At 36.6% G+C, this 25,313-nt stretch carries 21 protein-coding genes and 2 pseudogenes; 8 read left to right on the top strand and 15 right to left on the bottom strand.

Annotated elements, in window-relative coordinates; translation table 11 throughout:
- Positions 1 to 19: 19 nt before the first annotated feature.
- The 6 genes from H1D32_RS01545 to H1D32_RS01520 all read right to left on the bottom strand — a co-directional run bounded on the left by H1D32_RS01545 (position 20) and on the right by H1D32_RS01520 (position 6,896).
- On the bottom strand, positions 20 to 1,093 hold the full coding sequence (locus tag H1D32_RS01545; protein WP_261176430.1) for an extracellular solute-binding protein: 1,074 nt from the start codon (positions 1,091 to 1,093) through the stop codon (positions 20 to 22).
- A 355-nt stretch (positions 1,094 to 1,448) separates the two neighbouring features.
- Positions 1,449 to 2,546, bottom strand: coding sequence for an ABC transporter ATP-binding protein (locus H1D32_RS01540; RefSeq protein ID WP_261176429.1), 1,098 nt, complete (start codon positions 2,544 to 2,546; stop codon positions 1,449 to 1,451).
- 167 nt (positions 2,547 to 2,713) lie between these two features.
- On the bottom strand, positions 2,714 to 3,880 hold the full coding sequence (locus tag H1D32_RS01535) for a Ger(x)C family spore germination protein (RefSeq protein ID WP_261176428.1): 1,167 nt from the start codon (positions 3,878 to 3,880) through the stop codon (positions 2,714 to 2,716).
- Positions 3,867 to 4,967, bottom strand: coding sequence for a GerAB/ArcD/ProY family transporter (locus H1D32_RS01530; RefSeq protein ID WP_261176427.1), 1,101 nt, complete (start codon positions 4,965 to 4,967; stop codon positions 3,867 to 3,869). The genes H1D32_RS01535 and H1D32_RS01530 overlap by 14 nt, the downstream gene beginning before the upstream one ends.
- A gap of 12 nt (positions 4,968 to 4,979) precedes the next feature.
- Positions 4,980 to 6,455, bottom strand: a complete 1,476-nt coding sequence (locus H1D32_RS01525; protein WP_261176426.1) for a spore germination protein — start codon at positions 6,453 to 6,455, stop codon at positions 4,980 to 4,982.
- 177 nt (positions 6,456 to 6,632) lie between these two features.
- Positions 6,633 to 6,896, bottom strand: coding sequence for a metal-sensitive transcriptional regulator (locus H1D32_RS01520; protein ID WP_261176425.1), 264 nt, complete (start codon positions 6,894 to 6,896; stop codon positions 6,633 to 6,635).
- 307 nt (positions 6,897 to 7,203) lie between these two features.
- Between H1D32_RS01520 and H1D32_RS01515 the strand changes: the two genes are divergently transcribed.
- Genes H1D32_RS01515 through H1D32_RS01505 form a run of 3 tightly spaced genes read left to right on the top strand, consistent with a single transcriptional unit; the run spans position 7,204 to position 9,552 of the window.
- Positions 7,204 to 7,362: a cytochrome c oxidase subunit 2A gene (locus H1D32_RS01515; RefSeq protein WP_261176424.1), complete on the top strand. Its 159-nt coding sequence runs from the start codon at positions 7,204 to 7,206 to the stop codon at positions 7,360 to 7,362.
- Between the two features lie 22 nt (positions 7,363 to 7,384).
- Positions 7,385 to 7,852, top strand: coding sequence for a cytochrome c oxidase subunit II (locus H1D32_RS01510; RefSeq protein ID WP_261176423.1), 468 nt, complete (start codon positions 7,385 to 7,387; stop codon positions 7,850 to 7,852).
- Positions 7,852 to 9,552, top strand: a complete 1,701-nt coding sequence (locus H1D32_RS01505; RefSeq protein WP_261176422.1) for a b(o/a)3-type cytochrome-c oxidase subunit 1 — start codon at positions 7,852 to 7,854, stop codon at positions 9,550 to 9,552. Before H1D32_RS01510 ends, H1D32_RS01505 begins: the two co-directional genes overlap by 1 nt.
- A gap of 794 nt (positions 9,553 to 10,346) precedes the next feature.
- Here the strand turns inward: H1D32_RS01505 and H1D32_RS01500 are convergent.
- The gene (locus tag H1D32_RS01500; RefSeq protein ID WP_261176421.1) at positions 10,347 to 10,748 is read right to left on the bottom strand and encodes a rhodanese-like domain-containing protein; all 402 of its coding nucleotides are present in this window, start codon (positions 10,746 to 10,748) and stop codon (positions 10,347 to 10,349) included.
- 223 nt (positions 10,749 to 10,971) lie between these two features.
- Between H1D32_RS01500 and H1D32_RS01495 the strand changes: the two genes are divergently transcribed.
- The 3 genes and pseudogenes from H1D32_RS01495 to mgtE all read left to right on the top strand — a co-directional run bounded on the left by H1D32_RS01495 (position 10,972) and on the right by mgtE (position 13,574).
- Positions 10,972 to 11,202 carry a hypothetical protein gene (locus tag H1D32_RS01495; protein ID WP_261176420.1) on the top strand — a complete coding sequence of 77 codons (231 nt, stop codon included), beginning with the start codon at positions 10,972 to 10,974 and terminating at the stop codon, positions 11,200 to 11,202.
- Positions 11,139 to 12,140: an MFS transporter gene (locus H1D32_RS01490; protein WP_314733341.1), complete on the top strand. Its 1,002-nt coding sequence runs from the start codon at positions 11,139 to 11,141 to the stop codon at positions 12,138 to 12,140. Before H1D32_RS01495 ends, H1D32_RS01490 begins: the two co-directional genes overlap by 64 nt.
- 93 nt (positions 12,141 to 12,233) lie before the next feature.
- Positions 12,234 to 13,574 (top strand): annotated as a pseudogene (gene mgtE, locus H1D32_RS01485) (magnesium transporter).
- Between the two features lie 60 nt (positions 13,575 to 13,634).
- Here mgtE and rocF read toward each other — a convergent pair.
- The 4 genes and pseudogenes from rocF to pruA form a co-directional block, all read right to left on the bottom strand.
- Complete coding sequence (gene rocF, locus H1D32_RS01480) at positions 13,635 to 14,537, bottom strand: arginase (protein ID WP_261176419.1); 903 nt, start codon at positions 14,535 to 14,537, stop codon at positions 13,635 to 13,637.
- A 31-nt stretch (positions 14,538 to 14,568) separates the two neighbouring features.
- Positions 14,569 to 15,477, bottom strand: coding sequence for a proline dehydrogenase family protein (locus tag H1D32_RS01475; protein WP_314733321.1), 909 nt, complete (start codon positions 15,475 to 15,477; stop codon positions 14,569 to 14,571).
- 268 nt (positions 15,478 to 15,745) lie between these two features.
- Entirely contained in the window at positions 15,746 to 16,939 is a 1,194-nt protein-coding gene (locus tag H1D32_RS01470; protein WP_261176418.1) for an ornithine--oxo-acid transaminase, read from the bottom strand.
- A 111-nt stretch (positions 16,940 to 17,050) separates the two neighbouring features.
- Positions 17,051 to 18,597 (bottom strand): annotated as a pseudogene (gene pruA / locus H1D32_RS01465) (L-glutamate gamma-semialdehyde dehydrogenase).
- 296 nt (positions 18,598 to 18,893) lie between these two features.
- Between pruA and H1D32_RS01460 the strand changes: the two are divergent.
- Together H1D32_RS01460 and H1D32_RS01455 are read left to right on the top strand one after the other, a co-directional pair.
- Complete coding sequence (locus H1D32_RS01460; RefSeq protein ID WP_314733320.1) at positions 18,894 to 20,294, top strand: sigma-54 interaction domain-containing protein; 1,401 nt, start codon at positions 18,894 to 18,896, stop codon at positions 20,292 to 20,294.
- A 145-nt stretch (positions 20,295 to 20,439) separates the two neighbouring features.
- Entirely contained in the window at positions 20,440 to 21,015 is a 576-nt protein-coding gene (locus tag H1D32_RS01455) for a YitT family protein (RefSeq protein WP_261176417.1), read from the top strand.
- 199 nt (positions 21,016 to 21,214) lie between these two features.
- On the opposite strand, the gene H1D32_RS01450 is transcribed toward H1D32_RS01455, so the two are convergent.
- The 4 genes from H1D32_RS01450 to sigX all read right to left on the bottom strand — a co-directional run bounded on the left by H1D32_RS01450 (position 21,215) and on the right by sigX (position 25,164).
- Positions 21,215 to 22,225, bottom strand: coding sequence for a DUF3231 family protein (locus H1D32_RS01450; RefSeq protein ID WP_261176416.1), 1,011 nt, complete (start codon positions 22,223 to 22,225; stop codon positions 21,215 to 21,217).
- 214 nt (positions 22,226 to 22,439) lie between these two features.
- Positions 22,440 to 23,309, bottom strand: coding sequence for a metal-dependent hydrolase (locus H1D32_RS01445; protein WP_261176415.1), 870 nt, complete (start codon positions 23,307 to 23,309; stop codon positions 22,440 to 22,442).
- Between the two features lie 107 nt (positions 23,310 to 23,416).
- Positions 23,417 to 24,625 carry a hypothetical protein gene (locus H1D32_RS01440; protein WP_261176414.1) on the bottom strand — a complete coding sequence of 403 codons (1,209 nt, stop codon included), beginning with the start codon at positions 24,623 to 24,625 and terminating at the stop codon, positions 23,417 to 23,419.
- Positions 24,622 to 25,164: an RNA polymerase sigma factor SigX gene (sigX, locus tag H1D32_RS01435; RefSeq protein WP_261176413.1), complete on the bottom strand. Its 543-nt coding sequence runs from the start codon at positions 25,162 to 25,164 to the stop codon at positions 24,622 to 24,624. The genes H1D32_RS01440 and sigX overlap by 4 nt, the downstream gene beginning before the upstream one ends.
- Positions 25,165 to 25,313: the final 149 nt, after the last annotated feature.

Genomic DNA, 25,313 nt, shown 5'->3' with positions numbered 1-25,313 from the left:
TAGATCAGGGAAATTAACACTATCTAATTTCTAGACCAAGTCCTGAATTTTCAATAATTGATTTCGTATCAGCCCAAACTTCTCCAAGTTTGCTTAGTGGCATATCGTGAGTTTTGTAATCAGTTATCGATGCTGCTCCAGGAATTGCTTCAATGTTGGGATTGATCGGAACTTCCATTGATGCATATGAGAATTCACGTTGGTTTTCATCTTCTAGGATCCAATTTAAGAAGACTCTTGCATCAACAGCGTTAGGACCGCCTTTTATTAGACCAACACCAGCTGCGTTTACAACTGCTCCCATACCATCTTGGTCAGGATAGATAACACCTACGTTATTATCAGTTGGCTCTACTAATTGTTGATGGTAGTAATAGTTGTTTACTAAACCAAATTTAAACTCTCCTGCACCTACAGCCTTGCGAATATCTCCATGACCTTGCATGATTGCACCTGCATTTTCACCAAGAGCATTTAACCATTCAACAACCTGCTCATCGCCCCACTCTTGGCGTAATGCTGTTACATGTCCAATCATACTACCATTACCGCCACGAGTAATTGCAAATTGATCTTTCCATTTAGCGTCTGTTAATTCCCACACTGTTTTTGGCATTTCTTCTTCAGTGATTAGATCTTTATTATACATTAAAACACGAGTTCTTGCAGATAATGCAAACCACGAATTATCTTGGGCACGATATTTTGCGTCAATCGTGTCAATAAGCTCCGGTTCAAATCCTTCTAATAAACCTTCCATACGTAAAAATTCTAGCTCTCCAACATCATTTGAAATGAAGATGTCAGCTTGAACATTGCCACGCTCTTCAGAGATTTTATTTGCACTTGCTCCATGTAATGCTACTACTTCAATTCCAGTGTCAGCAGTAAATTTAGCCAATAGATCTTCAACAAACTTTTCATTTCGAGATGAATAAACTACTAATTTTCCTGTTCCTTCTTCTTGACCAGCTCCTACTTGTGGTTCTGAAGGAGTTGCTGTTTTTGGTTCTTCATTTCCCCCGCATGCCGCTACTAAAAGTAAGCTTACTGATAGGATTGCAAATAAGAAAAATTTTATTACTTTGTTCATTTGTGTTTCCCCCTAAGTATGTTTGATAGTGTGTTTACTTCTTCTAAAGAATGATATTCATTCTCATTTGTACTTCCACTTTGAATTATATTGCTATTGATAATCATTGTCAATGAGATTTTCTAAAATAAATTTCAGGTTTATATTATGTTCACAATTATGTCAAATAATATGCATGAAGCAAAAAACAAAGCGCCATAGGGAAAAGTATAGTGCGCTTTTCACTTGCTTAGCCCAGATAAAATTATTTGTCCTCGAGGAACTGTGCGCTGAAGCCAGATATCAAGTATTAAAAACGCTTAAACTTACTCATTAAAAAAACTCTCTCAATAATTCATGAGAGAGTTTTGATCTTTTACTCAACTAAGCAAACTAAATCGGATTTAATATTAAAGGAAACAACCGATCCTAATTCTATATCTTGATCAACAGGTGCATAAATGACCATCGGCTCTGAGGATTTGTCTGATTGTAGGTTTACATATAGCTCTTGGTATTCACCACTGTATGTAACCCTTTCAACCGTACCAAAATAGCTTCCTTTTCCTTCAGAGACAATTTGACACCCTTCTGGACGAATCGAAAGTTTAACGGTTTCACACATACCCTCAATCTCACTTGAAAGGCATGAGGTTTCACAAACTTGATTTTTTTGAAGAGGTAGACAAACTGTTCCAATTGTTGTCTGAACGAGATTTTTATCTTTCTCGAGCTTTCCAGTAAGTAAATTAGTTTTACCAACAAACTGGGCAACAAATGAGTTTTTCGGGCAACGATACATCTCTCTTGGTGAAGCCACTTGTTGAATGATACCATCTTTCATAACCACAACACGATCAGAAACAGCAAAGGCATCCTTTTGATCATGAGTTACAATGATAGCCGTTGTATTGGCTTTTCTAAGGATATTCGTCACATCATAGCGCATTTTCTCCCTTAGACCCGCATCTAAATTACTAAATGGTTCATCCATTAATACAACATGTGGTCTCGGCGCCAATGCTCTAGCTAAGGCAACCCGTTGTTGTTGCCCTCCTGAGATTTGACTAGGATAACGATCACCAAAATCACCTAAACCAACAAGATCTAATACTTCTTGAGCGCGTTCTTTTCTGTCTTTGGGCTTCCATTTATTTAAGCCAAACATCACATTTTTTTCAATTGTTAAATGTGGGAAAAGAGCATAATCCTGAAATACCATGCCAATTCCACGTTTTTCTGGTGGTAGTGATTTATTATTATCAAAAACAACTTGGTCACCAATCGTAATTCGACCAGTGGATGGTTGTTCAAATCCAGCTAACATTCGTAACGTTGTAGTTTTACCACAGCCACTTGGGCCTAGTAACGTAATAATTTCCCCACGTTCAATAGTAAGATCTAAAGAATCAACAGCCGGTCGCAGTGAGTCATGAAATAATTTAGTAATCTGTTCTAATTTTATGAAACTCATGAAACTCCCCCCTAAGCATACTCTATTAAAAAACTCGGTCCATCATAACCTTGTTATTTTCATCTCAGTGATAATGATAATGATTTTCATTATGATTTATTATAGCATAGGCTTTTTTTCACAGTCAATGATGTTCAAACTGTTGTAACATTTTCATGTAAATGCTTTCATCTTCCGATTTTGGTTTTTGATAAGTAGCTTTTTTGTCCTGTATGCACAATTTCAAAGTCTACCGATACATTAATATTACTCTCTCTCCAACCTGTTTTTTCCCAATCTAAGCTATCAAAGAATTTAGGGTCCATGGCCCACAACCGATGTCCCAAAAGCCATGGTTCCACGTTTTTTTCTTGCATCTTTCTAATTGTCTTTCTTACTAAATCTGTAATTTCTTCCTCTAAGTTTTCCCCAACCTGCTTTACCAACTCATTGGAAACCCTAACACGGATGCTTCCTACCTCAGATATTTCTCCTTTACCTTTAATTTGTAAATTAATAGTTAACGGATCCTTTTTTTCATACCCAATTTTTACTTTTAAACGACCTCTACTAATGGAAATTTGTTCTTCCTTGCCATCGACGTTAACCTTTGTTGTAAAATTACTATTATGAACTTTATTGTTTTTCAATAACTCATTAATGACAACTTCTTGACTTGTTAGCTTTGCTACTAATTTGTGATCCTCGAAGACACCCATACCTTCAATAACAATTTTCTTTCCTCCATTTATTCTAGCTAACGGAAGTGTCGATGCCCCTGAAATCATGTTAGCATCTCGACGATATTCAAATAGCTTTACATCTTTTGTTCGTGCGATTTTTTGATCTGCCTGAAAAAAACGATTTAGATATAACGCCGGTAAAGAAACTAAAGGAGATTCAAAACTAATAAACTCCTCTGCTGTGACATCTTCGATAATTAAAAGAAAAATTTGATTTGCTACTTGAGGAAGACGATCAAAAAAATCAATCACTTGATCAAGCCCCTGTTTCGCTAATACGTCTCCAATTGTGATCACCTTTAAGTGCCCGAAGAAAAGCACGGTAGGTGTCATCGCTTCAATTTCAGCAACTGCATCAAGGATCGTTTCACCTGTAGCGGTAAACGTTTCAAATTCTTTAACCGCTCCAGAAATATTCCCTTCGCCTCCCCCTGATAAAAGGATCGGAATCTGAACAGTCAACTTAATCTTTCCTTGATCTTCACTATCTGATTGCTCCAAATCGAGACCCATCCCTACAATCATCGAACGATGGTCAATTTCTCTAGCATCAACACAACTAGACAAGAGAACACAACAAAAGAGTACAAGTAAGAACCTAACTCGTTTCACTTTGCAAATCTCCTTTTTTACGCTTTAAAATTAAAATTATTAAAATACCGGTTGGTACGATTAAAGAGTACACTAGTTGGTTGAGATATACCGGTACCCATATTGGCTCGACAAATCCTGGTACCCAAACGGATACGAAAAATAATAGTCCCAAAGAAAGTACAAGGTAAATATTTGGTTTTTTTATTGGGATGAAACGTTGTAATAAAAACAATAAAAACCAAGCTTGAATGAGCATTATTTTGTAGTAAGCAATAATCCAAACGCCAAGGAAAAATAAATCGACCCTTTCAACAACTCCTGTTCTTGTAGACACCGATTGTACTAACGCTGTAAAAGGAGAAACTAATGTCAAAGATTGCTCAAATCCAAACGTCCCTAAAATAACAATGCAAATGGCTACATATATAGCTACAACTAATAAAATTCCATAACTCATTGGACGAAAGACAGCACAATTTCTATTTAAATAGGGCAAAAAACCTAAGAGTGCAATGACTCCTGAGTAACGTGCCATATCACTAATTGAACTTTTTAATAGAGTGGTAATATCTGTTGTCAAAATTGGAGGAATATAAATCCAACGAAAGTATTCACTAAAACCTAAGAAAATAATTGAAAATAATAAAATAAATTCTACAAAAATTAAGGCAACGACAAAACGGCTAATCGCTGTTATTCCATAAGCTAAACCCACACCTGCCACGGCTATAAATAGCAACAATACAGTCCATTGCTCCGTATTTGGAAGGAGATACACTTTGGTTATCAATGTTAATGCTTCTAAACCAAAGATAATAGCAATGAATGTACTGACAATAAAATAGAGAAGAATTACCCAGTAAACCCACTTCCAGGTTGAGTTCTTTACCTCTAAGAAAAAATCATAGCTATCATATTTCAAACTGAATTTTTTTAATAAGAAAAAAAGCAGGAGGTACGGAAGAACAGCAATCATTACCTTTAACCAGGCACTCCTCACCTCATCGCCACCAACATAAGGTAAAAATGTCACCCCTAACGCAATGGTTGAACAACATGTAAAGGCAAATAGATCAATTCCTTTAAACTTCCGAACCTCAATCATTGCTTTCCCCCCCTATTTTCTCAAAAACTGTGCTTTCTTTTGTTGAAACTTTTTAAGAAATTCTTCAAACTTTAATGGTGATAATGGTGCAATATATGGCCTTGAGACCGATTCAATATTACAGATATGAATAAAAATCAAACAAAAACCTAGAACAAAGCCGAATAAACCGAACATCGACGAGATAATTAATAAACCGTATCGTATGACACGTAAAGAAGAAACCAACTCCCAGGTTGGAGTAGTAAATGAAGCTATCGCAGTAAAAGAAATAACAATAACCATCAGACTACTAACGACTCCGGCCTCTACTGCAGCTGTTCCAATAACTAAACCACCAACAATCCCGATTGTTTGTCCAACAAAACTAGGTAAACGGATACTGGCCTCTACTAACACGTCTAAAGCTACCATCATAATAATTGCTTCAGCCGCTGCAGGAAACGGAATTTGCGAACGCGACTCAGCTATAGTTAATGCCAAAGTCTCAGGAATCAACTCTGGATGGAAAGCTACTAAAGCTACATATAGAGCTGGTAGAGCAGTTGAAATAACCATGCTGAAGTATCGAATTAATCTCACGAAAAGCGCGTTATAAATCGAACTAAAGCTATGGTCATCCCCTACTAAATAAAGATCAAACAATCCAATCGGTAAGATTGAACAAAATGTGACATTGTCGATAAAAATCGCTACCTTCCCCTCACTCAATGCCAAAGCAACATTATCAGGTCGCTCTGTGCCATATACTTGGGGGAAAATAGATTTTGGATTATCAATGATTTGTTTATTTAGCTGGCCTAAGGTAATTAAATGCTCGAGTTTTACGTTTTGGAGCTTTGTTTTTATCGATTCGACACATTCACTTTCTGCATAACCTTCAATATACATGACGGTTACTCTTGTATGGCTTAACGAACCTATTTCATAATTTGTTGTCTTTAGGCGAGGGTCTTTTATAAACTTCCTCATGATCGAAATGTTTGTCTGAATATCCTCAATAAAACCAACCTTCGGGCCAAAAATTTGATATTGTGTCGTCGGCTCCTGAAGCGCTCGCTTATCCTTACTTGGAACTTTTACCTCTAATGGCAACTCTCCATCAACATGACAGAGTGCCCCGCCATTAAAAAGCAAGTAAATAATCTTATTCCAATCTGTAAGCTTCTTATTTAACGGGTTGTTAATTTGTTGACGAGGATCCATATCATTTTCACTCGCTACAAGCTTTGACAAAGGCTTTATAACACTTTCTTGCAAAAACTCAAAATCAACTAATCCCTGAATAAAGTAAATTCTAGCTTTGCTTTTTTCAGGAAGAACAACCTCTCGATAAGAAAAATCCTCGCAATTTTGAAAGATTTTTTGTATTTCCAAATTAAATAACTCTGTATCTAATGGTGGTTCTTCAGAAATTTTCAGTTGTTTAAGATATTGCTTGTACTCCTCTTGTTGCTCTAATCTCAACTTGTCCTTATTTCCAATCATAAAGAACCCCTCTTAACCTTATACTTATCGTAAGACTTAGTTTGCAACATTATTTTGTAATTATTCCCAATAAAAAAAGAGCCACAGAAGTGACCCTTTTAAAAGTTAGTTATGACTGCTATAAAACGTTGAAAAATACACCAGTTAGCTACCTACAAAACTCAAAACTCTAAACTATTAACGGCTTTTCACAAGTAAATTAACTGCTTCTTTTATTGTTTCTTCTGTTCCTTCACCGTTTTCAATTTGTTTTCGAATACATTCTTCTAAATTGCTACTAACTACGACCCCTATTGCTCGATCAATAGCGTTACGAACTGCAGCCAATTGTGTGACCACTTCATGGCATTGTTTTTCTTCCTCCATCATTCTAATAATCCCTCTTACCTGACCTTCGATTCTTTTTAATCTATTTTTTACTTTGTCATCATAAATTTCCATTTTTGTTTCCTCCGTATTCTATAAGAAATTCCGACAATAACTATCTCTATTTTATGATATACCACACTTAGAAAGCAATTAAATCTATATTTTCTAATGAACTAATGTGATCTTTGTCACAGAACTATATTGAAATATCAATATAATAGGAAGTAGTCTGTTTTTACTGTTACCACTACTTTTATGTTTAATAACTATTTTATGTTGTAAGTGTCATTATTTTTTCACATTTTTGTAAAATTTCAGCTTAAATTTTCGATATTATTTAATGTGGGAGTCTTAATTATCATGAAGAGGAGGTTATGAGATGCCTAAAAACAATACAAACCTTAACACTCAAAAAAATTATGTTCCGACAGAATCAGAATCTTCACTAAAAGGTACATTGATTTTCGTTATGTTTGTTGGTTTGTTTATCGTGGGATCATGGTCGGCAATATTCTTCTTATTTTTAAACAGATTGTAATTGGTCGGGGGGGACTTATTTTATGCATTTACACCGTTATGAAAAAATATGGTTAACATTTGGGATTGGTTCTTTATTTGTTTTCTTAGCTGTACTTGGAGTTAGTGCCTTTGCTTTCGGACAACAACCACCAAGCCACATGGCTACAGTAGATTCACAAAACTTAAGTAACGAAGCACCATTTGATGAGCCAGGGTTACGACAAATTAATGAAACGACTTATCAAGCAAACATTATTGCTATGGCTTTTGCATACATGCCAAACAAGATTGAGGTACCAGTAGGTTCAACAGTTCGTTTTCAAGTGACTAGTTCTGATGTTGTTCACTCATTTACGATACCTGGAACAAATGTTAACTTCATGGTGACTCCAGGGCATGTTAACATGGCTGAACATACTTTTAAAGAGCCTGGTACATATCTCGTTTTATGTAACGAGTATTGCGGTACAGGACATCACTATATGCAAATGGCGATTGAGGTGAAATAATGAGAAACCAAGCATTAAGAGTCGAAGAATATAGCACAGACACTAATATCAGAGTAGCACCTAAAGATGCAAAACTAAGTATGGCGCACATTTATGTTGCATTTTTTGCGTTCATTATTGGAGCGCTTATGGGGCTTTTACAAGGATTAGTACGTGGTGGAATGATTGATTTACCAAGCTGGCTTGGTTACTATCAAATTCTAACGGTACATGGGGTATTATTAGCACTTGTTTTTACAACATACTTTATTTTTGCCTTTTTGTTTGCTGGCGCAAGCCGTACATTAGGTGCGATGCCAGATGGGATCCGAAAGCTTGGTTGGGCTGGTTTTTGGGTAACAACAGTCGGAACATTGATGGCTGCTGCATTAATTCTAGCAGGTGAGGCGTCTGTACTTTATACATTCTATGCTCCACTTGCAGCACATCCATTTTATTATGTAGCTTTAACATTATTCGTTGTAGGGACTTGGTTTGCTGGCGCTGCTGTCCTTGCTCATTACTTTAACTGGAAAAAAGCCAATAAAGGGCAAAAAACACCGTTATTTGGTTATATGGCTACAGCAACAATCATTCTTTGGATCATTGCCTGTCTAGGAGTAGCGACAACAGTATTATTACAAATGATACCTTGGTCATTTGGTCTTACAGATCAAATTAATGTATTACTAAGCCGTACTCTATTTTGGTATTTTGGTCATCCACTTGTTTATTTCTGGTTACTACCTGCTTACATGGCATGGTACGTTTGTATTCCAAAGATTATTGGCGGAAAATTATTTAGCGATTCACTAGCTCGTTTAGCATTCGTATTATTCCTATTATTCTCTATCCCAGTTGGTTTTCACCATCAGTTAATGGAGTCTGGGGTATCAGATTTTTGGAAATTCGTTCAAACGGTTCTAACGTTTGTAGTTATTGTTCCATCATTAATGACTGCTTTCTCGATCTTCGGTACCTTTGAGCAAACAGGCCGTGCTCTTGGTGGAAAAGGTGTTCTTAGCTGGATTGGCAAACTTCCTTGGAACGATGTTCGTTTCTTCGCTCCTTTCATGGGAATGTTAATCTTTATCCCTGCTGGTGCGGGCGGTATTATCAATGCTAGTTTCCAACTAAATGCGGTTATTCACAACACACTTTGGGTAGTTGGTCATTTCCACTTAACAGTTGGTTCAACAGTATTGCTTACATTCTTTGGGATTTCATACTGGTTAATTCCACATTTAACTGGAAGAAGATTTACTCCATTCTTAAACCGTTTAGGAATGGTACAAACATGGTTATGGACGATCGGTATGTTCTTTATGTCTGGTGCGATGCATTTACTAGGACTTTTAGGAGCACCTCGTCGTACTGCTTATACAACTTATCAAGATCATCCGATTGCCTTAGAATGGTTTAGTGGAGTTTTCACTAACTACATTACAGTTGCGATTGGTGCAGTTATCTTAACAGCTGCTTCACTTCTAATGTTCTATAACTTTATTTATATGACTTGGTTAGCACCAAAAGGTGAAACAGAGTTCCCAGTTAGTGAACCTGCTACAGATGCATCTACTACTCCAGCGATCTTCGAAAACTGGAAGCTTTGGATCGGTATTGCTGCATTACTAATCATCTTCGCTTACACAATTCCTGTATACGATATGATCGTAAACGCACCACCTGGATCACCGGTGTTTAATTATCTGATTAAATAAGAAAAAAAGAGGCGTATGCCTAACGGTTTCAGATTCCTGTCGCAAAAAACGAAAATGTACCCAATTTGTAGGTTCTTTTGTATCTGTTTTTGCAAACAAAAAGAGGCTCAGTTCACTATTCTGAGCCTTTTTTTGTTGCCTGTTGAATGCCCCAAAAATCTTTTGCGCCTTCCCAAACCATAAAAGAACGGAACCAGATGAGGGAATCGGCAGGGGTTCATAAATAAACGGAGAAATTTCCCTTATTAAAAAAATAGCACTAAAAATAGCTTAAATAGACGGAGTAATTCCGACTATTTACTCAAAAAACGTGAAAATGGGTAATTTTTCTTTGCTTAACCGGAAAATCTACGCTTATTTCCCCTGAATCGAACTCTATCTACAATTTAACCGGAAAATCTCCGGTTATTTTTAATTTTTGTAAGATAAATTGTATTTCAACTTGAGGGTAAAATTGTGGGGGTACAACAGCCATTGTCCCCCTACATTCTGGGGTGCATTTCACTAAACAAATTTTTATGTTATCCCTACCCAATAGCTTTACACCAATAAAAATTGAGTGTAAATTTGCACTCATTTTGACTTGCATTTTTAATGTTGTGATAGGAAACGGAACCCATTAGCGTATGCATCTTTTTTCTTATTTAAATGTAGAACTTAGAATGTAAATGATGTATCTATTTCAAGCGAAGAATTCTTTTTAAAACACTCTTCATCAAAAAAATAAGAATGCATCCTGGTTCTGTAACGCTTCGAAGCGTTACTTTCCCCATTCTACATTCTACATTCTACATTTAATTATTCGACTTCGTCTCGCCTTTCCAATCTAGCATAGCGCCTTGGACGTTCGTAACATTTTCATAACCCTTTTCTTGCAACATTGTGGCTGCTTGCATACTACGGTTACCACTACGGCAAATAATAATAATTTCCTTATCCTGTGGTAGTTCAGTATACGTTTCTCCTAGTGTACTTAAAGGGAAATTTACAAAGCCTTCAATATAGGCCTCATTATACTCATATTCTTCTCTAACATCGATATAAATTGCTCCATCATTTTTTTCCACTGACTCGGCCATACGTTGGGGTATATCGTTTACACTTATTTGCTTAACCCCTGTTAATGACTCTGCATCACACCCCGTAGCTAAAATAAGAAGCAATAGTCCTATTATTGAAAACTTAAGTAATCTCATCACTTACTCCACCTCAGTTAATTAGTTTACAAAAACCCTATAAGGTATTTCATATCTCTATTATTATAATACATTTGCTCCTAATCTTCATTATATAAAGCTTACTAGTTTTGAATATTTAAAGGCACTTGTGGAAGTTTTTACATATATATAATCGATGAAAAGTAATTTTAGATAATACTTACAACTAGAAAAATCTCTGTTTAAGTAAGGGGGCCTATAAATGGATCACTCTAAGAGTGTTAACTATGTGTTTAGTCATATTCTGATTATCTTTGCATTCTTAGCGATACTAATCGTCTCAAACTTATATATCCTCATTCCTTTACTCGGTGAAATATCTGAAACGTTTTTGATTTCAACTACGGAAGCGAGTTTATCGATTAGTGTATTTTCTTTTTTTATGCAGTTGGCCTTATCTTTTTTGGACCATTATCAGAACGCTTTGGACTAAAGGAGACGATTTGCTTTGGATTACTTATTTTAAGTATGTTGATGATCATTAGTTTCTTCATTACTAATTTTACTAACTTCCTTATTATAAGAGGTCTTCAGGGGTTTTGGGCTGCTTCATTTGCGCCTGTATCCTTTATCTATGTCTTGAATGTATTAGAAAAAAAACATCACGGTATAACTGTTGGAGTCATTAACACTGGCTTCTTGTCGGCTGGTGTGCTCGGTCAATTGCTTAGTTCATCTGTGAATTTATTTTTCCATTGGCAAGCAATTTTTCTTACGTTAGCCATTTCTTATATAGCCCTTTTAATTTATGCAATCAAGAAACTACCTAAGCCCCAAATCAAGCAGGAAAAACGTTCACTCATACAGCTCATAAGGTTATTAGCTAAACTCCCTTTGCAAAAAGACCTCAAAAAGCTTTATTTCATTACATTTACTACTCTGTTAGCTTTTGTTGCATACTATACAAGTCTTGAAAATTTCTTTCAACATACGTTATCACTATCTGAACAAGCTATTTTTGCTATCAGAGCTTTTGGATTAATCGGTTTAATTGTAACGGTTTTTTCTGTAAAGATTGGCCATCGTATCGGTTTTGAAAACACGATTATTGCAGGTCTTTTATTATCATTACTTGGATTAATTCTAAGCATGATTACAAATATTTTCATTATTGCGTTTGGTACCATTGCTTTTGTTGCAGGAATTGCAATTATTATCCCTTCACTCATTCACCTACTAGGTGTCAAGGGTGGTGAAAATCGTAGTTTAACGATTTCAATGTATAGTTTTATTTTGTTATTGGGAGCAAGCCTCGGAAGCGGAATTTCGATTGTATCTAATTATTTCAGCCAAATAGTCACCCTTTTATTCCTGTTAGTCGGATCATTAATTGTTACATTGTTAGAAAAAAGACAATTATCTAAGAGATAACAACGAAATTTATATTTACTAATTTGTATTTTTTTTATAGTGTAGTACCTAGGGATGCCTCCAACAAATTTTTTAATGTAAGGAAGTGCGACTATGAATGAAGATCAATTAACTGTTCTCATCATTAAATATCTAAAAGAAAACAAAAAAGGTGCTATTGAAAAAGTGGTTGATGAGTTACAGCCTTATGATATCGCTCAACTATATCGTAATCTTCCGGGAAAACATCACTTTAAATTTCTTTTGTACCTAACACCACAGCAAATAGCTGATTTGATTCAAGAATTAGAAAGTGACCTGCAGATTGATATTCTGCATCGACTTGGGATTGAGAAGTCATCAAAGGTAATGGATTTAATGGAAAATGATGATCTTGCTGACTTATTAAATGAGCTCTCAGTTGAAAAAATTCAAGAATATCTTTCGACAATGAAAACTGAAGATTCTACTTATGTCCAAAATCTAATGAGCTATGCCCCAGAAACAGCCGGGGGACTCATGTCAAATCAGTTTGTTTGGATTAATGACGATTATACAGTCAGAGATGCTGTGGACAAGCTTAAAGATTTTGCCGAAATGAATCACACCATATACTACCTTTATGTCATTAACGAGAACAAGGAGCTAGTAGGGGTTGTCTCATACCGGGACCTACTTTTAAGTGATATTGATGAAAAAATAAGTGACATCATGTTTAATCGAGTTATTTCTGTACCCGTTGATTTAGACCAGGAAGAAGTTGCACAGCTCATTGAGAGATATGACTTTGTCGCTGTTCCTGTTGTTGATGAGAATAAAAAGCTATTAGGAATCGTTACTGTCGATGACGTCCTTGACGTCGTTATTCAAGAGGCCAATGAAGACATTGAAAAGTTATCGGCATCTGGTAAAGATATCGATTTTAACACGAAAGCGACTACCGCTTCATTTCGACGTTTACCCTGGTTGATTTTATTATTATTTATAGGGTTAATTTCAGGAAGTATCATTAGTGGATTTGAAGATACGTTAGAAGAATTTGTGGCGTTAGTCTTTTTTATGCCAATGATTGCCGGGATGACCGGAATACGGGGACACAATCGTTAGCCGTAGTCGTCCGTGGTCTCATTAGCCATGATTTAGACAAGAAGACTGTTATCAGACTGATCGCGCGCGAAAGTGGGGTAGGAATTATCATTGGGGGTCACCTGTGGACTTTTAATTGCAATTATCGCATTCGTATGGTTAGGCCCCATTTATTCCTTAGTTGTAGGCGGATCGTTAATTTTGACTTTAATCATCGGGACACTTGCGGGGACGGTAATTCCCCTAGTTCTCTATCGCTTTGGTATAGACCCGGCGATTGCCTCAGGACCTCTGATTACAACATTGAACGATATCTTCTCATTAATCGTATATTTTAGCTTTGCGACTGCTTTTCTAACTTACCTTTAGTCTCAATTAAAAAGAGTGTATCGTTTGGGCCCTCGGCTCATTCAGTACACTCTTTCTTATTTAAAGAAGTTTTTCACCAAACAGTGAGCCCATTAATGCTACAGCTACTGTTGCTGTTGTATTTTTATCGTCTAAGATCGGGTTAACTTCAACAAACTCTGCTGAGGTAATGATTCCTGCTTCAGCTAGCATTTCCATCGCTAAATGCGTTTCACGGTAAGAAGTACCTCCTAAGACAGGTGTACCTACTCCAGGAGCATCATGTGGATCAATGGCATCTAAATCTAGACTTAAATGAACTCCATCCGTTCCATTTGTAACATGTGCCATAGCTTCTTCCATTACTTTCGTCATCCCTAAACGATCAATTTCGTGCATTGTGTAAACTTTAATACCTTTTTCGCGAATCAGTTCTTTTTCTCCATCATCTAGTGAACGTGCACCAATGATGACAACATTTTCAGGTTTAATTTTCGGCGCAAAACCACCAATACCTGTTAAATAAGGGTGTCCAATTCCTAGGCTCACCGCTAGTGACATCCCATGGATGTTTCCAGATGGTGATGTTTCCCCTGTATTTAAATCCCCATGAGCATCAAACCAAATGACACCCAGGTTTTTATGATGTTCAGCTACTCCAGCAAGCGTTCCAATTGCAATACTATGGTCGCCTCCTAAAACTAATGGAAACTGTCCCATGGCAACAATGTCAGAAACAGCTGAAGCAAGTTTTTGATTAGCCTTCACTACTTCTTTGAGATCTTTCAAGTTTTCTTCATCTATAACATCAAAACGATTAGGTCTACCAATTTCTATGTCACCAATATCATTTACTTCGTAATCAAGCGATTGCAGCCGTTCAACAACATTAGCATATCGTATGGCACTAGGTCCCATATCAACACCACGTCTACGCTGCCCTAAGTCCATAGGTACTCCAATAATCGATATTTTCCTTTTCATAGAAACAACCTCTTTTCAGTTTCATAGAATATTATTTTAATAGGCCTCTTAGCGCAAAAGCCACATTTTGCGGTCTTTCAGCAAGCCTTCTCATAAAGTAGCCGTACCAGTCGTTCCCAAACGGTACATAAATTCTCATTGTATAGCCTTCTTTTGCTATCTCTTGTTGCATCTCTGTACGGAATCCATATAACATTTGAAATTCAAACTGTGATTTTGGAATGTTCTTTTCTTTAGCAAACTGCTTTACTTTTTCAATGATGTTATGGTCATGTGAAGCAACAGCAGTATAACTTCCATTTAATAAATGTTGCTTTATAATACTAAGGTAATTTTCATCAATCTCGGCTTTATCTTGAATAGCAACTTCAGGAGATTCCTTATAAGCACCCTTTACTAAACGTAATGAAATGCCTTTTAGATCCTCGACGTCTCGCTCTGCTCGATATAAATATGCTTGAATAACTGTTCCCACATTTGAAAATTCACGGCGTAGTTCAGCCAATAAATCTAACGTCGCATCCAAGTGAGAATAATCTTCCATATCAATACGAACAAAGATATTATGTCTTTGACCTGTTGCTAAGATTTTTCTCATGTTATCTCGACAAAGATTACGATCAATATCGAGCCCAAGCTGAGTAAGTTTTAAAGAAAGATTACAATTCACTCCAGATTCTGCAATAGCTTCAATCGTTCTCACACAATATTCAGCAGACTCTATTGCTTCTTCACGATTAAATACAAATTCCCCTAAATGATCGACAGTACAAGCTAACCCTTTAGCATTTAAATTTTTAACTGCTGCAATAGCACTCTCAATCGTTTCTCCTGGAATAACCTGTTGTGCACCAAGCTTTAAACCCCATTTTTTTGCACTCTTATTCAATGTCTTATTTTTTGATAGAAAGAGGAAAAAATTTCTTAAAACTATTTCCATTTTCAAAAACCCCTTTTTAATGTCTTAATTTTTGTTGTCCAATTGAAGCGTAGTCTACGGAGCTTAGCTTTCAAAACTCAAAACTCATGACTTCAAAAAGAACTATTTTTTTTAGCAAATTAATGCCTTTTCTATAACGGGGAGCTAACTTAGCTCCCCCTCTAAAAAATGATTAACTTATTGAATTTCATCATTCATATTTTCGGTACTATCTAGATTGATATAGCTTGATTAAGGTAATAATGAAATTTACTCAACTATCAATTATTTAATCTTCCAAAACACTCGTAATATGGATTAATGCCCAATCTAAATCTTCTTTAGAAATCACGAGTGGCGGAGCAAAACGAATCACATTTTCATGTGTTTCTTTACATAAAAGTCCTTTTTCTTTTAATGCTTCACAATATTTACGCGCAGGTACAGTTAACTCAACACCTATAAAGAGACCTTTACCGCGCACCTCTTTAATTACAGAACTGTTAATCCCTTTTAATTTATCTTGGAAGTAGTTACCTAGTTCTAACGACCGTTCTGCAAGTTTCTCATCCTCTAAAACTTGTAATGAGGCTACTGATACAGCACAAGCTAGTGGATTCCCCCCGAACGTAGAGCCATGAGATCCTGGTTCAAATACACCTAGGACATCTTCGTCAGCAGCAACTGCAGAAATCGGCATTACGCCACCACCTAAGGCTTTCCCTAGAATATACATATCAGGTACAACCTCATCCCAGTCACAGGCAAATACTTTCCCTGAACGTCCTAAACCAGATTGAATTTCATCTGCGACAAAAAGAACGTTGTTTTCTTTACAGATATCATACGCCTCTTTCAGGAAACCTTCTGGTGGGATAATGATTCCTGCTTCTCCTTGAATTGGTTCAAGAAGAAATGCAGCTGTATTCTCACTAATCGCTGCTTTTAAAGCCTCAAGATCACCGTAAGGAATAATCTTAATTCCTGGCAACATTGGACCAAAACCACGTTTATAATCTTCATTTGAAGAAAGTGAAACAGCTGTCATTGTTCGTCCATGAAAGTTATCTTCACAAACAATGATTTCTGCTTTCCCGTCTTCAATTCCCTTTACATAATAAGCCCAGCGGCGAACTGCTTTTACAGCCGTCTCCACAGCTTCGGCACCAGTATTCATTGGGAGCACCATGCTCTTCCCTGTAAGCGCTGACACCTTTTCATAAAAATCACCGAGCTGGTCATTATGAAAAGCTCTTGATGTTAGCGTAATTTTATCTGCTTGATCCTTTAAAGCTTGAATAATCTTCGGGTGCCTGTGACCCTGGTTGACAGCAGAATAAGCACTTAACATATCAATGTACTTATTGCCCTCTGGATCCTCTACCCAAACCCCTTCAGCTCTTGAAATAACAATTGGAAGCGGATGATAATTACGCGCCCCAAATTTTTCGGTTTGTTCAATAATTTCATTGGTTTTACTCATTTTGTTCCCTCCGTCGCTTAGACTTGAGATCCTTTAGGTAGGCGACTAGCCCAAGCAAACAATACGCTTACTTTACAATGCTAGCCGCCATGATTAGATTACTAGATTTTTTTATAGTTGCTCAGAAACTAATTTCGCTTGTGTAAATAGTAATAAATAATCTGGTCCACCAGCTTTTGAATCTGTTCCTGACATATTAAATCCGCCAAATGGATGATAACCTACGATTGCTCCTGTACATCCTCTATTAAAGTAAAGATTACCTACATGGAATTCTTCACGAGCTTTTTCAAGATTTTCTCTATTTCTAGTAAGGACAGCTCCCGTTAGTCCATACTCCGTATTATTCGCGATCTCTAGCGCATGATCAAAGTCGTTCGCTTTACAGAATGCAACAAATGGGCCGAAAACTTCCTCATGCATAATACGTGCATTTTCATGAACATCTGCGAAAATTGTTGGTTGAATAAAGAAACCTTTTGAGTTATCTCCAGTTCCACCTACCATTAATTTTCCTTCTTCTTTTCCGATTTCAATATAGCTCATAATTTTATCAAATGCCTTTTGGTCATTAACCGGCCCCATAAAATTGTTAAGGTCTGCAGGAGCACCAATTGTTAATTCTTTCGTTAATTCAACCGCTCTCTCTAGAACTTGATCATACACGTCTTGGTGGATGATCGCTCTTGAACAAGCTGAACATTTCTGACCTGAGAAGCCAAACGCTGATTTCACAATCGATTGTGCTGCTACTTCTAAATCTGCATCTTTATCAACGATAACTGCATCTTTCCCGCCCATTTCTGCAACAACTCGTTTTAACCAAAGCTGACCTGGGTGTACTTTTGCTGCACGCTCATAAATACGAACACCTACTGCTTTTGAACCAGTAAATGAAATGAAGCGAGTACGCTTATGGTCTACTAAATAGTCACCAATTTCTGAACCATATCCAGGGATATAGTTAACGACACCATTTGGAAGACCTGCCTCTTCTAACACTTCCATAAATTTATAGGCAATTACCGGAGTTGTTTCTGCTGGCTTTAAAATAACTGTATTACCAGTTACTAAAGCGGCTGCTGTCATACCAGCCATAATTGCGAAAGCAAAGTTCCAAGGCGGGATAACAACACCTACTCCTAGTGGAATATATGAAAGCTTATTGTGCTCAAACGGTCTGCTTTCTACTGCAAAACCTTTGCTAAGTTGTAGCATTTGACGTGCGTAATACTCAAGGAAATCGATTCCTTCCGCAGTATCTGCATCAGCTTCATTCCAAGGCTTACCAGCTTCTAGTACTAAATAAGCAGAAAACTCATGCTTACGACGTCTAATAATTGCCGCTGCCTTAAATAAAATGTCGGCACGAACTTCAGGCTTCCATTTCTTCCACGTATTAAATGTCTCATCCGCTACTTGCATTGCCTTTTCAGCTAGGTCAATATTCGCTCTGGAAACGGTTCCAACAACTTGTTCTTTATTTGAAGGATTAAGAGAAACAATTTTATCTTCTGTAGCAATTCTTTCACCATTAATGATTAGATCGTAGTCTTTACCTAATTCTGCTTCTACTTTTGTAGAGCTGCCTCAAATTCAAGACGATTTTTTTCTACTGTGAAATCTGTAAATGGTTCATGTTTGTAAGGTACTACCATGTTATGATCCTCTCCTTTTCTAAGTAACTTCTATATACAAACTTTATAATGCAATAATCGTGCCAACTTCGGAATTTCATTTTAATAGATTGATGAGATACGCCTTCGACGCTTACACCTTTACATACAAAACAAAAAATTATTTATGTTTAGAAATCTGAAATGGTACTGAACAATCTTATGTGCAAATTTTTTTTGCGATGCAAATTCATTTTGCTACAAACGCCAATTTTTTTTGCATCTTATGTTCGATGATAGTAAACTAAACCTATATTAACTAGATTGGGGAGGATTGCTTGTTTGATTATAAGGACCTGCAACAGTTAAAGAAGTTCGCTAATTTCTATCAACAGGTAATTAATGAAGTTGACATTGGCATTCATGTTATTGACGAGACCGGTAAAACGGTTATCTACAATCCAAAAATGATGGAAATAGAAGCCATGCATATAGAAGACGTTATCAATAAAAATTTACGAGATGTATTTATGTTTTATGAAGGCCAAGAAAGCACACTCCTTCAGGCTCTCTATGAAGGGAAAACAACCAAAAACAAAAAACAGACCTACTTTAATAATAAAGGCCAAGAAATTACCACTCTAAATAATACACACCCTATCTACGAAAATGAGAAAATTATTGGTGCCATCGAAATTGCTAAGGATATTACCAAACTAGAAAAGCTAATAAGAGAAACTCGGGCAACTAAAGAAACATTCCATACTTTTGATTCCATCATTGGTGAGAGCAACCCTATCAAGGAGATTATTGAACAAGCAAAACGAGCAACACGGACTTCCTCTTCTGTTTTAATTATCGGTGAAACCGGAACTGGAAAAGAACTATTTGCCCAAAGTATTCACCATAATAGCGAGCGTCATGATAAGCCATTCATTAGCCAAAACTGTGCAGCACTGCCTGAAAGTTTAATTGAAGGTTTACTATTCGGAACGAAAAAAGGTGCATTTACCGGCGCTACAGAACGACCTGGTTTATTTGAACAAGCAAACGAAGGAACCATTCTTTTAGATGAAATAAATTCATTAAGCATCGGGTTACAAGCAAAGCTATTACGTGTCATCCAAGAAAAGAGTTTGAGACGAATAGGTGATACAAAAGACACTCCTATCGATGTGAGGATATTAGCAACAATAAACGAAGATCCATTAATCGCTATTGAAGAAGGGCGCTTACGCCAAGACTTATATTATCGACTTAGTGTTGTCTCGTTACAAATTCCACCTCTCAGAAAACGAAAAGCAGATATCCCTCTGCTCGTGAATACGTTTATTCAAAAATGTAATCGAAACTTCCAAATGGAAGTCCGGAAGATTGACGAGGAAATACTTCACTTATTTTATGACTATGATTGGCCAGGAAATGTCCGAGAGCTAGAGCATGTCATCGAAGGAGCGATGAACCTAATCGTTGATGAAGATCGCATTGATTTCACACATTTACCTAATCATTTTCGAAACAAAACGCAATTTAAGGCAGATATACCTGAGATGTTTCAAACAAATAAGAAAACAGATTACAAACCGTTCACTAGACCATTAAAACAACAATTAGAAGAGTTCGAAGAGTACTATATCCAAAAAGTCCTCGAACAGCACAATTACAATGTCACTCAAGCTGCAAAACAACTTGGACTCAGTAGACAAAGCTTACAGTATCGGATGAAGAAATTTCAGTAGTTTAGAGTGTAGAGTTTATAGTGTATAGTCTTTGATTGTAACTCTCAGGAGCTACAACTCTAGATTTCACACTCTAAACTTCTTACTTCTTTTATTAACTCCCCGCGCATACACTACAACATGTCCTGTTTGCGAGGTTGATTTCATGTTGAATAAAAAATTACTAGCGATACTTTTAGGAAGTTTTATTATTAGTATCGGGATAAATAATTTTTTCGTTCCTTTTCACATTTTAGATGGAGGAATGATTGGTTTAGGGTTAATTCTACATTATGAATATGGTATCAATGTCGGTGTAGCAATTCTTCTTCTAAGTATTCCGATCTATGCTGGCGCATGGATTTGGTATCGAACCTTCTTTTACAACAGTATTGTTGGCTTTGTTGTATCAGCAATATTTATCGACCTTTTCCAATGGTTAACGCTTAGTCCTAATAACCTTTCGCCACTCATCGCCTCCATTGTTGGTGGTGTTCTTCTTGGAATTGGCGTAGGAGTTATGTTTTTATACGACATAAGCACTGGTGGATTGGATTTATTGGCACAAATGATAGCCGATCTATTGAAAACAAATGTAGGCATTTTTATTTTCATCATAGATTTATTAGTCGTTATTGCTGGGATTTCTGTGATTACCTATGATGAGTTAGTATTGTCTGCTATTGCTGTAGCAGCGACAGGCGTTACGACGACAGCAATCGTCATGGGTAAAGATTTATAACGACACAATATTTCCCAGGAAAGCACAATTCAACAAAACAAGAAAAATCGAGCACATATTCTGCTCGATTTTGTCATTTAATCTTTTTTGAAATAACCATATCTTCGCATTCGCTATTCTTGTTAGCCTTTCTGTAAGACTAGAAATTCAACAACCTTTCACTCAAATATTGTTAGATAGTTGTCCCATCAATACAAACTTAATCCCTTTTATTTGCTAAATCCTCATAATCTGTTGCTATTGGCGGTTGTTCTAAGTAACCCAATTCAATTAAAAGATTAGCAATTTGATTTGCGTATAAAGTTGTTCCAGTGATACTCTTTTCATAAAATACAAACAAATCACGTCTTTTGCTTAGAGCTAAGGATTCTCCATAAACGCTTATTGCACAATGAGTAATGTTTAGCAAAAACTCTAAAACAAAGCGATCTGAAAATGGAGCTTTGGTGGATTTCATGACTGACAAACCTGATTGAATAGGAGCTTGAAGGTCAGCATCCTTTAAAAATAGATGTAAACTTTCAAGCATTTTATCGCTCATAACCTTACCTACTTCTAAAAGGTCTCTAATTTTATCAGATTCAACAGTTTGGATAAAACCAATCAACATCGTTTTCAAAAGCGTATTTCGTTGGATATTCAATGATATGTGTGCTAATTGATTTGCTTCAACCGGTCTTCTTTCACCAAACCACCCTGTCAAATAACTTTTGTTTTTAACAAAATCTACATCGTCTGGGTATGGAATTTGTGGGGCACGAACGTAAAGTCCCTTATTTAACAGTGTTTCAGTCACTTGGTGACAAAAACGATTATAATCAGTTATAAATTGATTACATAATGCTCGAATATCTAAGCGAGAAGTCATTTTCAAGTACTTTGAATAAATTTCAAACCTTGTCTCACTCATTTCTTTTAACAAATAATTGATGGTTTGATCTGAATATAGTTTAGGTGTATTCAGATTTACATCATGCTCATCAAAGGCACCTGGAATAGGGAGCTTTTCCTTTATAAACACTTCCTTAATCGCCTGGATATTTGACTCGGTTATTTCAATTCCACTTTGAAGATTTTTATGTAAGTCGTTATCATCAGCGACAGTTTTAAAGTATTGAAACGTGCATAGAAACATTGTCTCACAATGATAGCTCTCCCATAAAAAACCGAGTTCACCAGAGGTTAGTGGTATAGTTACGTTTTCTGCCATGATAGATATCTCCCTTCTTATGATACATTATTTTCCCGAAATTTTTCAGATCTATTCTAGCGTTTATGAACTTATGCCTGATTCCCCCTTTAGAAGCACACACTAAAAAAAATACCTAAAGTGAAGTCTCTAGGTATTTCGTAAAGAATTTTTATAGTAAGATTGTCAAACTTGTATACTTTTTGTTCACTGCACCTTAAAAATAGTTACTTCTTTAACTTTCTTTTTCAATAAATTCAAATAGAAACGATTGACCATTCCGATAGAAACGCGGATCATAAATACCTAACATCTCTTCATCGTCAACAACAACGACGAACGGTGACCATTGATAAAGCGTTTTTGCTTCTGGCTTTACAGCGAACAACTGATCTAAATCTGCTTCTTCTTGGCTAGTCAGCACCGTTTGGATCACAGGTTCCGACCACAAATTGCGCTGGGAAATTTCTACCGTGCTACCTTTTTTCCCTATCACAGTATAATTCCACGGCACAAAGCTTGCTGATAAAGCTGTCTGCTCATAGTCAGGGCTTGTTTGCTGATAGATAATATACCCTTGGCTAGTTTGTATTAGTACATGCAAAATAATAGCAACCCAAACAAAACGGTAAACTTGAAATGGTGGCCATATTGTTTTTTTCGTAACTAGATATCCTACTGCTATTAAGCCCCATATAACAAAATCAATGATTGAAATTGTACCAAAAGTAACACGAACATTAGAAAACGGCTCTAAATAACCTGTTCCCCAGGCGTTAAATAAATCGCTCGTGTTATGAATAAATACTGCTAAGGCACCCATCAGAAAAATTCGTCGATCTTTGACCCGCCAAAATAAGTAGCATAACAAAGCCAGTACTAATGCCCAAACAGGAACTAAAAATATAGAATGAGTGATCCCCCGGTGCCACATTTGATACTGTCCCTCGGTATCCCACAATCTCGATATAACATCAATGTCTGGAATTTGACTTCCCACTACTGTTGTAAAAAGCAAGGCACGCCTTTTTTCTTTTGGGAGCTCCTGTTTATCTACTGCACCATATAAAGTAAGACCAAACAACGTATGCGTAATTGTGTCCATGTAAACCCCCGCTTATCTTTATCCTCTCACTCAACTATATCAAGATCTAAATATTGTTGACAAATATTCCGCAAAAAAAGTCAACGGTGGAAGCCGTTGACTTTTCATTAACGAATGAAATTAGCAAAGCGTGGAATTTCTAGCAAGTCACCCGTATAATAAGGGCCGACTTGAGTTGGTTCAAGCCCTTCAAATTGTACATAAGAATAACCAAAGTCTCCTACTGCAAATAAAATAGCTTCGACCATCGCTAAGTGATGCGGTTGATTTTCAAGGACAGTCCCTTCAGCAAAGGAAATTGTCACTGCTTCTTTTTGCTCTGTCACGTTCGTAATGACAAATTCCTCGCCGATCGGTGCACGATATCCACCGTACTCATCATCTTGCTTCATAAACTGAAGAGTTTCTTCAAGGCTCGCTGTTCCAACAGGATAATTTCCTGGAGCATTGACTACTCTTCCCCGGACTAAAAATAAGTGACCGGTATCAGTTTCAACAAGATAGTATCCACGGTTCGGTTCACGTAACAACTTTCCAGGAATATGACCAGTTTGCCCCCAATCGATTCCTGGCTCGCCGTCAGAACTGAATTGAATTTCTTCGTACCACGGCCTGAATGTTTCAATTAGTCCCCAACTATAAATAAATTGTTCAGCAGAAGTCAAATTTGTCATACTATTTTTCGGGAGATCAATGTTTACTTTGTTGGCTTCTCCTTCTTGGATCCAATTAAATTGGAGTTGAGGAAACCCATATATCCCCCATAAATCACCCGTAAACGTATCTTTCACCGATAGAAAACGGTCAATAATACTTCCTCCTTCTGCTAAAAGGGTAACCGGGACCACAAATTCTCGATTATCAGTATAAATAGTAGCACCTAAAGTGATTATTTCATCGACCATTTGCTCTGCTTCATAAGGCTGCATCGCCCCAACATACAGAAGGTCAGTACTTTTCTCGTCGGCAGTGATACCTGGAAAATCATTAATTGAAGATATTCCCGCCTCAGCTTCTTCATCTGCCACCTTTTGAGTGGTCTCCATCCTAAATTCCGCATTAGGTTCTTCTATCGAAACGTTTCTTTCATTTAAAAAGGAGGGGACAATCAGTATCATTAGAAAAATTACAGCGGCAGCGGCAGCAATAGGGACAAACCAACTCTTCTTCTTTTTACGTACTTTTATTTGATCTTCCTGGAGCCTTTCTTGGATGCGCTCAAATATTTCTTCCTTACTTCGACTATCTTCAAATTTCGGCAATTGCCTTAGTTGATTTTCAATCGATTTTTCATCCCAGTTAGAGGATCGCTTCATCTTCCCACCTCCTTTAAATCCGAATGATGACTAGCACTAAGTAGTTCTTGTAGTGCTTTAATTGCGCGATGTTGCGTCGTTTTAACCTTACTCTCGGTCCAACCTAAAATATGTGCTGTTTCGCTTATTGAAAGGGATTCAATATATCTTAAAATGATCACTTGTTGCTGATCTAAGGAGCATCTACCAAGCATTTGATAAACCTCCTTCATTTCTTCCCTTTCTAATACAATTTCGTCTGGTAAAGGTTCTTCGTCTCTGATTTGGAACTCTTTCTCTGAAAGCTCAAAAACACCTAAGAATTTTCGTTTTTTTCTATTTTGACTGCGGATCCAATCGACACCTACATGTCTTGCTATTGAATAGAGCCATGTCTTCTCACTACTATCACCTTTAAAGGAAGAAAAAGAATTAAAGACTTTGATATAAACTTCTTGTACTAACTCTTCGGCAATTTGTCTATTGCGTACCATGTAAAACAGAAACTGAAATAATGAATGGTGATAAGTTTCGTACAAGCGTTCAAATTCATCATTCACTGCTTCTTTCCCCCTCACTATACTTGTCGTTATTTTTTTTGAAAAGTTACACGCTTACTAATTTCTTTTAAAACAAATTTAGTATCCAATTTTTGTTATAAACTATTTTTCGAATTATTTCCACTATAAATCTATTACTTTCTTCATTA

Origin of the sequence: Anaerobacillus sp. CMMVII (genome assembly GCF_025377685.1) — a bacterium.
Classification (GTDB): Bacteria; Bacillota; Bacilli; order Bacillales; family Anaerobacillaceae; genus Anaerobacillus.
The sequence above is the reverse complement of the archived record's forward strand: the minus strand, read 5'-3'. Positions and strand labels throughout refer to the sequence as shown.

Bases quoted from the DNA above. Each gene is read 5' to 3' on its own strand.
- H1D32_RS01500 (WP_261176421.1), bottom strand. From the start codon at position 10,748: ATGAGATTACTTAAGTTTTCAATAATAGGACTATTGCTTCTTATTTTA.
- rocF (WP_261176419.1), bottom strand. From the start codon at position 14,537: ATGAAAAGGAAAATATCGATTATTGGAGTACCTATGGACTTAGGGCAG.
- H1D32_RS01520 (WP_261176425.1), bottom strand. From the start codon at position 6,896: ATGGAAATTTATGATGACAAAGTAAAAAATAGATTAAAAAGAATCGAA.
- H1D32_RS01505 (WP_261176422.1), top strand. From the start codon at position 7,852: ATGAGAAACCAAGCATTAAGAGTCGAAGAATATAGCACAGACACTAAT.
- H1D32_RS01470 (WP_261176418.1), bottom strand. From the start codon at position 16,939: ATGAGTAAAACCAATGAAATTATTGAACAAACCGAAAAATTTGGGGCG.
- H1D32_RS01455 (WP_261176417.1), top strand. From the start codon at position 20,440: ATGTTGAATAAAAAATTACTAGCGATACTTTTAGGAAGTTTTATTATT.
- H1D32_RS01545 (WP_261176430.1), bottom strand. From the start codon at position 1,093: ATGAACAAAGTAATAAAATTTTTCTTATTTGCAATCCTATCAGTAAGC.
- H1D32_RS01495 (WP_261176420.1), top strand. From the start codon at position 10,972: ATGGATCACTCTAAGAGTGTTAACTATGTGTTTAGTCATATTCTGATT.
- H1D32_RS01510 (WP_261176423.1), top strand. From the start codon at position 7,385: ATGCATTTACACCGTTATGAAAAAATATGGTTAACATTTGGGATTGGT.
- H1D32_RS01450 (WP_261176416.1), bottom strand. From the start codon at position 22,225: ATGGCAGAAAACGTAACTATACCACTAACCTCTGGTGAACTCGGTTTT.
- H1D32_RS01515 (WP_261176424.1), top strand. From the start codon at position 7,204: ATGCCTAAAAACAATACAAACCTTAACACTCAAAAAAATTATGTTCCG.
- H1D32_RS01525 (WP_261176426.1), bottom strand. From the start codon at position 6,455: ATGATTGGAAATAAGGACAAGTTGAGATTAGAGCAACAAGAGGAGTAC.
- H1D32_RS01475 (WP_314733321.1), bottom strand. From the start codon at position 15,477: ATGGAAATAGTTTTAAGAAATTTTTTCCTCTTTCTATCAAAAAATAAG.
- H1D32_RS01530 (WP_261176427.1), bottom strand. From the start codon at position 4,967: ATGATTGAGGTTCGGAAGTTTAAAGGAATTGATCTATTTGCCTTTACA.
- H1D32_RS01440 (WP_261176414.1), bottom strand. From the start codon at position 24,625: ATGAAGCGATCCTCTAACTGGGATGAAAAATCGATTGAAAATCAACTA.
- H1D32_RS01540 (WP_261176429.1), bottom strand. From the start codon at position 2,546: ATGAGTTTCATAAAATTAGAACAGATTACTAAATTATTTCATGACTCA.
- H1D32_RS01445 (WP_261176415.1), bottom strand. From the start codon at position 23,309: ATGGACACAATTACGCATACGTTGTTTGGTCTTACTTTATATGGTGCA.